The organism is Pseudomonas sp. FBCC-B545, assembly GCF_059134095.1.
Genome location: NZ_CP101441.1, coordinates 4665599 through 4678087 on the forward strand (window position 1 = coordinate 4665599; position 12489 = coordinate 4678087).

12 protein-coding genes are annotated in these 12489 nt (G+C 56.5%); 3 read left to right on the plus strand and 9 right to left on the minus strand.

Annotated elements, in window-relative coordinates:
• Window positions 1–14: 14 nt before the first annotated feature.
• The 7 genes from NMB39_RS21610 to ung form a co-directional block, all read right to left on the minus strand.
• A complete protein-coding gene (locus NMB39_RS21610; protein ID WP_494340088.1) occupies window positions 15–1709 on the minus strand; it encodes an autotransporter outer membrane beta-barrel domain-containing protein in 1695 nt (564 codons plus the stop codon).
• A 107-nt stretch (window positions 1710–1816) separates the two neighbouring features.
• Window positions 1817–2659, minus strand: a complete 843-nt coding sequence (locus NMB39_RS21615) for an IS3 family transposase (protein WP_494340580.1) — start codon at window positions 2657–2659, stop codon at window positions 1817–1819.
• Window positions 2656–2964, minus strand: a complete 309-nt coding sequence (locus NMB39_RS21620) for a transposase (RefSeq protein ID WP_198730987.1) — start codon at window positions 2962–2964, stop codon at window positions 2656–2658. Before NMB39_RS21620 ends, NMB39_RS21615 begins: the two co-directional genes overlap by 4 nt.
• Before the next feature lie 62 nt (window positions 2965–3026).
• Window positions 3027–3557 carry a hypothetical protein gene (locus NMB39_RS21625; RefSeq protein WP_494340087.1) on the minus strand — a complete coding sequence of 177 codons (531 nt, stop codon included), beginning with the start codon at window positions 3555–3557 and terminating at the stop codon, window positions 3027–3029.
• A 182-nt stretch (window positions 3558–3739) separates the two neighbouring features.
• Complete coding sequence (locus tag NMB39_RS21630; protein ID WP_494340086.1) at window positions 3740–5677, minus strand: hypothetical protein; 1938 nt, start codon at window positions 5675–5677, stop codon at window positions 3740–3742.
• A gap of 262 nt (window positions 5678–5939) precedes the next feature.
• The gene (locus NMB39_RS21635; protein ID WP_057022019.1) at window positions 5940–7970 is read right to left on the minus strand and encodes a hypothetical protein; all 2031 of its coding nucleotides are present in this window, start codon (window positions 7968–7970) and stop codon (window positions 5940–5942) included.
• A 228-nt stretch (window positions 7971–8198) separates the two neighbouring features.
• Window positions 8199–8891 carry a uracil-DNA glycosylase gene (ung, locus tag NMB39_RS21640; protein ID WP_005785971.1) on the minus strand — a complete coding sequence of 231 codons (693 nt, stop codon included), beginning with the start codon at window positions 8889–8891 and terminating at the stop codon, window positions 8199–8201.
• A 136-nt stretch (window positions 8892–9027) separates the two neighbouring features.
• Here ung and dspII point away from each other — a divergent pair, with 136 nt between their 5' ends.
• Complete coding sequence (dspII, locus tag NMB39_RS21645) at window positions 9028–10140, plus strand: enoyl-CoA hydratase/isomerase DspII (RefSeq protein WP_057022018.1); 1113 nt, start codon at window positions 9028–9030, stop codon at window positions 10138–10140.
• Between the two features lie 4 nt (window positions 10141–10144).
• Here the strand turns inward: dspII and NMB39_RS21650 are convergent, their stop codons facing one another.
• Window positions 10145–10579 (minus strand): DUF3757 domain-containing protein, encoded by a 435-nt coding sequence (locus NMB39_RS21650; RefSeq protein ID WP_057022017.1) that lies wholly within the window; start codon window positions 10577–10579, stop codon window positions 10145–10147.
• Window positions 10580–10732: 153 nt separating this feature from the next.
• Window positions 10733–11092 carry a hypothetical protein gene (locus NMB39_RS21655; RefSeq protein WP_082636615.1) on the minus strand — a complete coding sequence of 120 codons (360 nt, stop codon included), beginning with the start codon at window positions 11090–11092 and terminating at the stop codon, window positions 10733–10735.
• 244 nt (window positions 11093–11336) lie between these two features.
• Between NMB39_RS21655 and NMB39_RS21660 the strand changes: the two genes are divergently transcribed.
• Together NMB39_RS21660 and NMB39_RS21665 are read left to right on the plus strand one after the other, a co-directional pair.
• On the plus strand, window positions 11337–11549 hold the full coding sequence (locus tag NMB39_RS21660; RefSeq protein WP_057022016.1) for a cysteine-rich CWC family protein: 213 nt from the start codon (window positions 11337–11339) through the stop codon (window positions 11547–11549).
• A complete protein-coding gene (locus NMB39_RS21665; protein ID WP_057022015.1) occupies window positions 11539–12231 on the plus strand; it encodes a 16S rRNA pseudouridine(516) synthase in 693 nt (230 codons plus the stop codon). The genes NMB39_RS21660 and NMB39_RS21665 overlap by 11 nt, the downstream gene beginning before the upstream one ends.
• The last annotated feature ends 258 nt before the right edge of the window (window positions 12232–12489 follow it).

Here is a 12489-nt window from a genome sequence, read left to right on the forward strand (position 1 = left end):
AGACGTCCACATCCTTAAAAGTCGTAACGCAACCCCACATTCACCCCCCAAGGCTGGTCAATACTCTTGCCCATGCTACGTTCCACATCGGCATGCACCTTCCAATTCTTCGACACCGCCATGGCGATACCGGCCGCCATCTCAACCCGCGAACCCGACAGGTCGTTGTTGAAGCTGTTGCCATTGACGGACACCTTGTTGCTCTGGTTGAACTCATGGGCCACCGCCGTACGCAGGTACGGCTGCAACACGCTGCCGCTGTCCAACTGGATATCACGCCCGGCGGTCACACCCAGCTTACCCACCACCGAGGCCGTACGTGCGCCTTCGGCTTGCAGGCCGTTGTCCAGCTCATAGCTCTGGCGCTGGATGATCGCCGTGGCCAACTGGCCGTAAGGCTCGACGAAGTAACCGTCATCCAGCTTGATATTACGCCCCACTTCAGCCGAAGCCGTGACCGCATTTTGCGTGTAGTTGCCCTTGGCTTTCTTGCCGTCGCTCATGGCAACGTCTGACTCGTTGTGCAAGCGGTTGAACTTGAGAACACCGTCAAAGTACAAGCCGCTCTCTGCATCCAGCCAGGTTGCATAGCCACCCACGTAGTAGCTGTCGACGGTGGCCTTGCTGCCGCGGCTCAGGTCCAGGTCCGAGGTGCTGTGACCGGCCATGAAGCCCGCCAGCCATTGGCCATCACCGCCGGTCAACGGCACATCGGCACCCAGGGTGAAACCACGCTGGGTCTGGTTGTACTGCATGCCTTTATCGCTGTTGTTCACTTCAAATTTGTTGCCATAGGCGCGGCTCCACAACCCGGTCGATTGACCATCGCTGTGGCGCAGCTCACCCATGCGGGTGCGCAGGTTGGTCATTTCACCGTACAACACACTCGGCGCCGCGTTGGCCAGGGCCAGCACGGAGTTGGTGCTCGGGCTGATCACCTTGCTGCCCGGATCGAGCAACCAATCCTTGCCTTCGTTGTCGTCGACCAGGCTGTAGGAGTATGTACCCACGTCCACCCGTTCACCCACCAGGCTGAACTTGGCGCCGCCGTCTTCGGTGTGCACGACATGCAAGCGATCTTCCGACAACGGGTCTGCACCGGTGCTGGCGATCAACAACTGATGGTCACCCGAGGACGTGCCGGTGACATTCAGGAAGTCGCCGGTCAAGGTAGCGAAATCCGCGCTCATGACGAACGTGCCATTACCCGACAGGTTGTCCACGTCCAATTTGTAGAACGTGCCGGTGTCGCCGAACTTGACGTTACCGCCGGCCAGGAGCAGATCGCCCACATGCTGGTCGTCGACCATGACCCAGGTGGCGTCGCTGTTGATCGCCAGTGTGTCGACGTTTTCCAGGCGGCCGGTGAGCACCGAGCCATTATTCAGGCCGACGCTGGCGCTGCCGCCGTTGTTGATGACATCACCCGTCAGAATTGCGTGGTCCAGGTTAAGATCCAACGCGCTGTCGGCACCCACCTGAATATTGCCAGCCAACTCGCTGAAGCGCACGCGCATGTTGGCCGAGCCGCCCTGGGTCAGCTCGAGCATGTTACCGTTCTGACCCTGCAGGGACGAACCATTGGTCACGTCGATTTCAGCCGTGATCGGCCCCAGCACATTAATCGCGGGGCCATCGAGGCCCGTCACACGCGAACCGTCGAGTATCAGGTGAGGCGACTCAAGGGCAGTTGCACTTTCAAGGGACATCACAACGCCCGTGGTACCACCGGTAATTTCGCTGTCAGTGGCGATTGCGGCCCCTCCCAGGAGCCTCAATGTTCTGGTCAAGTTTTTCCGGACACCGATTACGGTGATCAAGCCGCCTGCTGCTCCATGGCTATTGGCGACAGGTAGTTGTTGTGGCTGTGGAGCCTGATTCGGTTATACCGCATGAAGAAGCTGGTCATATCCTGCCTCGCTTCTTCAACTGTCGTGTAGCCCTTGGTGGGCACCCACTCTGATTTGAGCGTCCCGAAGAAACGTTCTGTTGGTGCGTTGTCCCAGCACTGCCCTCTGCGGCTCATGCTTTGCGTTATCTCATGCTCCAGCAGCTCTGACTGAAAGCGCTGGCTGGTGTATTGGCAGCCTTGATCCGAATGAAACATCAAGCCTGCATGTTTGCCTCGAACCTCCACCGCCATTCTCAGCGCCTTGCTAACCAGGTCGGCGTCATTGATCAGAGAAAACGCCCAGCCAACGATTCGGCGGGCGAACAAATCAATGACCGCTGCCAAGTGATACCAGCGTTTACCAACCATCAGGCTGGTAACGTCGCCGCACCAGACCTGATTGATTGCGGTTGGCTCGAAATTACGCTCGAGCAGGTTCTTGGCCACAAATGCTTCGACGCCTCTAGAGCGATATTGATGGCGGCGGCGCTGCCTGCTGGCCAGATTTGCCTCCGCCATGAGTTTTCCGGCCAGATGCCGTCCCACTTTGATCTGCTGGGCCTTTAAGTGCTGAGAGATCATCCGCGCGCCTGCACTTCCCCGGCTTTCGTCATGCAGTTGCACGACTTTTGCTCTGAGCGCGTCACGCTTGGTATTCGGCGCTGAGCGACGCTTAAGCCACTCATAAAACGCGCTGCGGGAAACACCAAGCGCACTACAAAGCAGGCGGGTCGGATATGAGCTCGACTCTCTCAGCTCCTCGATCAGGAAAAACGATCGGGATCCGACATCAAGAGAGCCGTAGCCTTTTTTAAGATTTCAGCCTCGGTCTCCAGGCGCTTGATCTTGGCTCGCAGCTGCTGCAGCTCTCGCTGTTCTTCGCTGATTGCCTTGGTACCGGCCACTGGCTGCCCTTTCAGACGTTCTTTACGAACCTGATCAACCCAGCGGCGCAGAGCCGTAGGGCCAACTTCCATCGATGCACATACGTCGGGAACTGAGCAGTTATCATCAAGAACCATGCTTGCAGCACGTTGCTTGAACTCGCGGGTATAGGTCTTTCGTTCTTGCATGGAACCTCCTGATTGGGCGAATCATATCGCCCTTAAGAGGTGTCCGGGATCATTAGGCCAGTTCACAACCCTTGCTGGCGTTGGCCCACCAGCACAGAGTTGTTCAACTCCAGAAGGCTATGGGACGTGACGTTGGCCCCATAGGTCGCTCCAGTGATTTCACTATTGTCGACTTGTGCGTAGGACCCCGTGGGCGTGCCCACCTGGCGAGCCACGTTCAAGCCGCCACTGGTGTGGCTGGTAATGCGCGCGTCGGAAATAGTGGCGCTTGAATTGCTGAGCGCAATGGCCGCCTGGGAGCCATGGACAGAACTCACGTTGGCGCCTGTCAACGTCAAGGTCGACCCGCTCGTCGCACGTATTTCTTTAACGTTGGCGTTCTTGTGAACAGTAAGCGTCGCACCTTTTTGGGCCAGATAGTCGCTGGCTGCGGCCCCCGGGCGGACGTCATATTTGCCGCTGCCCACCGTTCCGTCCACCACAATTGTCGACATTGCCTGTTGACTCAACAGGCATAACGGTGCGGCGGCTACGAGCTTGATGATCGATGATAAACGCGAATAACGAAAACGCTGGGAAGCAGGAGAAATCATGTTGTGTAGCCTCAGAATTAAGTACCAGTTCGAACCCGGAACCCGTATCGAAGAGGTTTCCGTTTTCCACGGTGCAGAGACTAATAACGTGAGTTCCCAAAGAGCGTAGGACTTTCCTTAAGGTACAAACTCAATAAAAAAACCCACCCTCTCAAGCGAGAGGGTGGGGCCACGGCAATCAATCAAAGCGTACCTTTGACGCGCGACGCACCCGGAACACAATAGCCAGGAATGTTGCCTCCCGAACCAACCAGATCCCAGGCTGCCCTCACCTCGTCGGACCTGCCCCGGTCTCCCGTGGAGGGGCGCAGAAGCCTCCAACGCACACCGACGATGCCTCGGCCATTATTGCCTGTGACGTCTTGAAGCCAGACCTTCAAATCCAGCGGGACGGTCAAGCCAAGATTGACATGCTCACTGTTGAGCTCGAATTCAGAGGTCTCTATGGGCGTACCGATAGGCGCGCCAGGAGCGTTGAACGCGTATCTGACAGCCTCGATGATCACTTTGTCGCCAACCAAGAGGAGCCCGGGATCCAGAATCTTGACAGGCACACCTAGCCAAGGCTGCCGAGCACAGTTAATGGCATAGGTGAAGTTCGGGTTGCCTGTAATAACCGTGGCATTTTCAAAGGTCACAGGCGTCAGGCTACCGATGTTGAAGATATCCACGACAACATCTTGATTCGGAGAATGCTTATAGTTGATGGCATCCCGAATAACGCAGTGGGTTTCAATGGTGCCATTGCCCTTGGCATCGATAGTGGCCCACGGCACGGTAAAAGGCACCGGAAAATCGGCCGCTTCCGCCCCGGTTACCGGGTAAGTCCCAACGACATCCCCCCCATAGACATAGTCAATGAAATCACCCACTTCCAGCCCCGGTGGTAGGGTGAAAGTGACGGTGGCATCGAAGTTGCGATCTTTCTCGGAGAGGCGGTTATCGGGTTTGGGGTCGGGGCCCCCACCGAGCAGAACGGGCTGTGCCAAGTTTGTGTCTACAGGGCCTTCACCAGGGTTTTGCCCACCGGGCTCACGCAGGTCGACATCCACTTGCACCACAGCTGCGTTGTAAGTGGGGCTGCCTTGGCGCTCAATCATGACTTTGATATCCGCCGTATAGAAATTCCCGCCTGCCGCAATAGCTGCAAAATGTGCAGGGATGTCAATTGGGAAAACGGGCATGCCAATAGATTGACGATAGATCTCAATAGTCCCCCATAACACGACCAGGGTGTCGTTCTGCAAATGGCCGGTCAAGCTTTCCAACTGCACCGTTGCGCCGTTACGGGCCTCTGCTTTATCAACCAATGGCGCTTCCAACACACTGACGGGACCAAACACGGGCGCTTCGTTCAGACTCACTTGTACGTAGTTTGGAATAGACAACGTAGTCGTGTTGCCAGACCGATCAGCCAGGTTATATCTCACGTCTATCGAACCTGACCGCTCAAGAATCGTTGCAGTTGGAATATGACCAGTAATGTCGCCTGTCACCGGCACGTCATCCTCGATCGCAACGATATTACTTCCCACAAGTACTCGATAAGTATCACCGCCACGCCGGTCTGCCGGCGTGGGAATGGTGAATTCCAAACCCGCTTTACCCACGAGAAAGGCTGGGGTCAGTTCGGTGCCGTAATCTTCTATCATGACCCTCGAAGGTTGACTGCCATAGTTAGGGTCCTGAGCATCTACGTAAACCCGATTGATGTTGTAATTAACGTCATTGTCGCTGAGGTTGAGCACATGAACGCTAATGTCTTTGACACCGTTGGTTTGCAAGGCCGACTTGGGGCCCAAATCCACAATTACCGGATCAGGTAAAGTGACAGTTGCGTCGTAGGTCTCAATATGTACCGGCCGGCCATTCACAGAGACGGTGAGTATATCGAAGTCATTAAAAAAGCCGGTACGGTCCCACAGGTCAACCCTTAGACTGAGTCCGCTCAATTGAAGCGCCCTTGGCACCACATTCCGGTGGTTGTCGCCAGCAATGGCCGGCAATAAACCAGGGATCGTCGGAGCAGGTAAATATGTGGGATCGAGAACGGGTTCTTCCCACTCTTCCATGGGGCCTACAGGGTCTTGACTAACAGGTTTACTGGATGTGTTGGACATGATTCAAACTCCTCAAAAGAATAAGTATCTGTCCGGGCATAAAACGACGGTAAGACTAAACACCCGGGTGTCATTTTCTAAACGTATGCCGACCCTGCAGAGGTCTGAATTGGCAAACCTGCTGGCGTCTCATTCATTTAATGGCATTTCCCTTTAACGCGTAACTGTCAAACTTGACAGTACCCCTTGCGGCTCGACTGTGATGCTCGCAACCACGAGCACCTCCTCCACTACAAGCACATTGCACCCTTCTCCACTACGCCTAATCGTCCGACACGCAAGGCGGTAAGTTGAGCCGGATCAATGAGATAAACACCAACCTACGCTCGGAATACCCCATGCCTGCACCTGCCGGCTTGATGATCTGGTAGCGCGCAACCGCAGAGCCATGCCGAGGGTTGGTTTGCCCTTCTGGTGGCTTGATCAGCCCCGGAAGCAAGATGTATGGGTCAAACGGAACCTGAAAGACATATCCCTCACGGGCTTCTTGTGCCGTCAGCGTATGGCTGAAGGACTTGATAGTGTCAGGAATGACAGCGCCGGCGAAACCATTAGGGTGCGCATAACTGGCCCAGTGCAAAATCACCTCATCACCGCCGTCCAACAGCGTTGGATCCCCGGGTATTTTAACGCCGGCGCCGTTGACCCAAGGTCGCAGAGCGCAGTTGATAAACCCAGCGTCCGGGCCAGGTCCGTAGTTGACTCCGACATACTCAAGGGGTTTGAGCCCAACGATAGGCACCGTATTGATCATTACCGGTGTGTCTGGCGCGCGTTGCCGGTTGACCCCGTTGAAGGTCCAGTAAAAGAAAGGAACCCAACCTGTATCTAAAAGCTCGATGATGTTCCAGTCGACGAACCACTCAATTTCCCGACCCGCGCTATCTCCCGCTTGTACGGTGTAGGTCGCGATGGGCCCGGGAAAGCTCCCTGCCATCAGTTCCAACGTTTGACCAACATCGGGCGCGTCATACAACGAGGTAATCACGCGTACCGGCTTACCCTCGTCGTTGATAGTCAATTGGTTGTCACCATCTACTCCCTTCACTGTCACCACGTCCAGCAATAGGTTGATAGGGTCTGGGTTATTAGGGCTCACCGGTCCGGCAACCGTCAGATCCACAGCAGCAAAGCGGGTGATCGATGGCCTGGAGGGGGCAATGCCTCTCTGCCAACGGTATTCTGCCCTCACAGTCCCGGAAACGAACTCGTAACCGCCGCTGGCCAACACCGAATACGGAATCGGCACCCTGATAGGCCAAACCTGGAAAGCTGAAATAACGATGGGGTCGAGCGGTATAAGATCCCATGACGGTAGGAGACGATCCCCCTCTGTTGAGCCGAATACTTCGAGGATATTCATATATACCCCGCCTTCAGCACGGGCATCATTGAGGGCTATACGCCCATCATTCAGCTGCGGAATTTCAACAGGACGCAGGTCGGTGGGCGTAGGCGTCAGATTAATTAACAGGGGAGCGGTACGTGATGGGCCCGACTCACGACCCGAGCGGTCTTTCAAAAAGTACTGAGCGTTGAACTCCCGATTGGGCAAACCGCGAAGAAAAGCGCCCGGGAAATGCACCTCGATGGGCCGAACCCCATCCTTGTGCGCTTGAACAATGGTGGTGGTGGCAACGATGTCCAAATGGCGTGGACGTTTGCGCAAAGGCTTGAGAAAAGGCAGTGGTATTAAAGAAGCCTCCACCACATCCCCCAGACGTATGTCCGGCCATATCAAATTAATGGTAGCGGTCACTCTGTCCAGGTTGGCGGGATTATCCAGATATTCATCCGTTACGCCGTCATCTTCGATGACCTGCGGGAACTGGAAACGCGGACCACGCAAGCCGTTATTTGGCCCGACCTTGTCACTGTCCAGATTTGTCGAAAACGAAAGCTCCCCTGGGTTACCACTTGACTCTCTTAATATCACCTCGTAGTACAATTTATGCAGGCCGGGTACGTCCATGAGATGGGGAGGTACCAGAGCGTCCACGTCAGGCAGGTCGCTAGCGTCATAAGGCGCCGTCAGCCTCTTCTCATCAAACATCTCGACTCCAAAAAACCACTTGACAAGAGTGACATCCCCAGGATCAAGCACATTACTGCCGGGCCACAACGTAGGCACTTCAACCCTCAGCCCTGTGCTTTGAAAAAATACCGGTATTTTATGACCGCGGTCATCTGCCTCAAGGGGTAATGCATCAGGTGCAACAGGTGCATCCAGGACCAGCACACCTGCTTTTGTGCCACGACTGGAAGGTGGGTTAAGCGGATCGTACTCAGACATATCGACTCTCCTAGACGACTATCAGGTTGAGGCCCTTGACCACCTAAAGGGTACTGACCCCATCCAAAGATCACGGAGAGTAGTTAAGGCAATTTGCCCCCAAGCGGATACTGTCAGAACTAACAGGTGCTGCGTCCCCTGCAGTTTTGTTCAGCCTGGCCAGAACGATAAAATTCTTTCGAATCATCGAATTGCAGATGTGAGACGGCATAGCACGCCTCGCACGTATCAGACAGGCGGCAACACCCAATCAATCGGTGTCTCACCGCTTTGCTCAAGAAACTTGTTGGCCCGGCTGAAATGCCCACATCCCAGAAACCCGCGATACGCGGACAACGGCGACGGATGCACCGACGTCAGCACCAGATGCTTGGTGGCGTCGATCAGCTTCTGCTTGCTCTGGGCATGGGCGCCCCACAGCAGGAACACCAGATGGGGCTGGTGCTCACTGACCACCTCAATAATCCGATCGGTAAAGAACTGCCAACCCTTGCCCGCATGGGCGTTGGCATTGGCGCGCTCCACGGTCATGGTGGTGTTGAGCATCAACACGCCCTGGTCGGCCCAGCTTTGCAGGTAGCCGTGATTGGGGATGTCGATGTTCAGGTCGCGCTTGAGTTCTTTATAGATATTGACCAGTGATGGCGGCGCCGGCACGCCAGGTTGTACCGAGAAGCACAGGCCGTGGGCTTGGCCGGGCCCGTGGTAGGGGTCTTGACCGAGGATCACCACCTTGACCTTGTCCAGGGGGGTGGAGTTAAGGGCGTTGAAAATCAGCGGGCCAGGTGGGTAGATCTCTTTGCCGGCAGCATGTTCCTGGCGCAGGAACTCGCGTAACTGGGCCATGTAGGGCTTCTCGAACTCATCGCGCAAGGCGTGTTTCCAGCTGGGTTCGAGTTTGATACGGTCGCCATCGGTCATAGTTGAATTGTCTTGTAAAAAAGAATGAGGCGAACCCTAGGAAAGCCGACCCCGCTTGTCAATTGATCTGACAGACCACCGGCACTTTCCCACGAAGGGATCATACTCATCCTTCACCTTCTCGATTGAGGTCACGATGAACCTGCACTTCGAAGAATTGACCGGCAGTGGCGGTGCCCGCATTGGCATCGCCAGCCTGGACGCGGAAAAGACCCTCAACGCCCTGTCCCTGCCGATGATCCTCGCGCTGGGCGACCGCCTGGATGCCTGGGCCAAAGACCCGCAAATCGTCTGCGTGCTGTTGCGCGGCAATGGGTCCAAAGCCTTTTGCGCCGGTGGCGAGGTGCGCAGCCTGGCCCAGGAATGCCGTGAACAACCTGGCGAAGTCCCGGCCCTGGCTGCGCAGTTTTTTGCTGCCGAATATCGCCTCGATTACCGCCTGCACACCTACCCCAAGCCGCTGATTTGCTGGGGCCACGGCTATGTGCTCGGCGGCGGCATGGGCCTGTTGCAAAGCGCTTCCGTGCGCATCGTCACGCCAAGCAGCCGCTTGGCCATGCCCGAAATCAGCATCGGCCTCTATCCGGATGTAGGGGCCAGCTGGTTTCTGTCTCGCCTGCCGGGCAAGCTCGGTTTATTCCTGGGCCTCACCGGTGCCCATATCAACGGTCGTGATGCGCTGGACCTGGGTCTGGCCGACCGCTTCCTGCGCGATGACCAGCAAGACGAATTGCTCAATGGCCTGCTGCAACTGAACTGGCAGGAACAGACCGTCATGCAGCTCAACAGCTTGCTCAAGGCCCTGGCCCAGGAAGCGGTGAGCCAGCAACCCGAAGCGCAGTGGCTGCCACGCCGCGGGCAGATCGACGAGTGGCTGGATGTGGGGGATGTCCGCTGTGCCTGGCGTGCTTTGAGCCTGCTGCGTGATCACAGCGACCCGCTATTGAGCCGCGCCGGCAAAACCCTCAGTGAAGGCTGCCCTTTGACGGCGCATCTGGTATGGGAGCAGATCCAGCGCGCTCGCCATCTGTCCCTGGCCCAGGTGTTCCAGATGGAATACACCATCAGTCTCAACTGCTGCCGTCATCCGGAATTCGCCGAAGGGGTCCGGGCGCGCCTGATCGATAAAGACCAGACGCCCCATTGGCACTGGCCGGACATCAACACGCTTCCGGAAGCAGTGGTGCAAGCGCACTTCAACAAGGCGTGGGAAGGTAGGAACCCTCTGGCGGATTTATCCGACTTTTGACAGGTCAAGGTTTTTTGCCGGTTACTTTGAATGCGCAGTTGTCCGGCTGCCTTTCTTCGCACAGATAAACCGGTAGGCCGAATAGATCGGTGTCGAGCCGCCAGTACAACGTATCGGTCAAGGACATGCTGGTCGGCATGCCAAGCGGGCTCGGCCTCAAGGTGACCACATCCCCCTTTCCAGATCGATAGACACACCTGTCCATATAGCCGCTTTGCCGTTCCTGGCCTTTACTTGGGGTAAATACGGCGCCGATAAACAGGTCGATAAAATCACGGCTCTCGACTTTCTGGCTTTGCCACAGCACATTTTTATCCACGACTTCAAAATGGCCATCGACTTGCTTGATCATCAAGGGATAAGGGCAACCTTGTTCCGCTCTGGCTTGGGCAGCGACGCTGATCATCAATAAGAGAAGACACATCAGTTGTTTGAACATAGCAGGTTCCATTCACCCAATTCTCTACCGGGGCATACACAGCCTCACGTAGTGAAATGCATCTAGAAACCCAAAGATAGCTGTTAAATCTGACAGTACCGACAAACGGTTAAAAAAAGCGGCGCATCAGGCGCCGCTTGTTTTTCAAAACATTTAACGGTGACCGCCGCGGCCACGTCCGTGATCGGAACCCCGCCCATACCCACCGTTGCCCCAGCGATTGTCCCATCCCTGGTTCTGATAGGGCCTGTAACCGGCCCTCGGGTAATAACGCGGCGCGGGCTGGTAGTAACGCGGCGCGGAATAATAACGAGGCGGTGGCGCATAGTAGCGAGGCGCTGGAGCGTAGTAACTGCGCCCATATGGGGAGTAACGCGGGCCACCGTAGTAATAGGCCGGCGCAGGTGCGGTGTAGACCTGCGAACGGTAGTAAGTAGAGCCTCCATCGTAGTAGGGCACGCAGGCACAAAGGGTCAGGCCGAGCAAAGCGATAAGTAGCAGTCGTCGATACATGGCGGCCTCCTGGACCGCGGAAGAGCCCCTCCAGCGACGCTGGGAAGCGGCATTCAGCTTTCACTGAATGACGAAATATCTGACATCAAAAACAGAATCTGGTGCGCTGACGACACAAGTAGAAACATCTGTTTCAGACGAATTGAATACCAGTCTTCAGGACAGGGAGATGGAACGCGACTGAGCAGCACTGTATCGTGCAGGAACTTGCGCAACCCTGCCCGATGCCTGCCTGAACCGACCGATGACCACGCCAACCCTCTGCCCCGCTTGCGGTGCCCGCAACGACTGCACACTGGCCGACCCGCGTACCGCCGACCAAGCCTGCTGGTGCTACAGCGTCACCATCGACCCGGCGGTGCTTGAAGCCTTGCCTGATGAAGTGCGCAATCAAGCCTGCTTGTGCCCGCGCTGTGCCCAGGTGGACGCCCGGTTGCGTCAGCGCAATGCGCGTTGACCGCTTCCTCAGCAACCTGCCGCAGTTCAATCGCCAGCAAGTGCGCCTGCTGCTTGCGGAGCGCCGGGTGACCGTCGATGGCGTGGCGGTCAGCGACCCCCATCATGACGTGCGTGAATTCAGCCTGGTCTGCGTTGATGACGCCGTACTGCAGGCGGGTAAACCGGCGCGCTATTTCATGCTGCACAAACCCCAGGGTTGCGTCAGCGCCACTTCGGACCCACAACACCCCACGGTCCTGGACTTGCTGGATGAACCGGACAAGGTCGAACTGCATATCGCCGGTCGCCTGGATTTCAATACCACCGGCCTGATGCTGATCACTAACGACGGCCAGTGGTCACGACGCCTGACGCAACCACAGACCAAGTTGCCCAAGGTTTACTACGTGCAAACCGAGCAGGACATCGGCCCGGAATACGCGGCGATGTTTGCCAAGGGTGTCTATTTCGCCTTCGAAGACCTCACCACCCAACCCGCCGAGCTTGAACTACTGAGCTCAAGAACGGCGCGGTTGAGCATCATCGAAGGGCGCTACCATCAGGTGAAGCGCATGTTCGGGTATTTTGATAACAAGGTGATCGGCCTGCATCGTGAGCGAATGGGACCTTTGGTGCTGGATGCGGCGCTGGCGCCGGGCCAATATCGGCCATTGACTGACGAAGAGATCCGACAAGTCTGACGACCGTTCGGCCGGTGATGACAAGAAACAGCGCTGTCGCCTTGCGACCTGCCGTGTGGACTGCTTGAATCAGGGTCTGAGCCAGTTTCAGGCTGATGAACCTCCATAATCTCCAAGAAAGACTTTGCCTCGCCCGCGCTTGATTGACGGGCCTTTCCGGCAAACAGCCGCCATGACTACACCCGTGCACCAGCCGTCATCGGACGGACATGGGCCCTCCTTTCCAGGCGTATGCCTACCTGTCACAAAGCTCGTGCA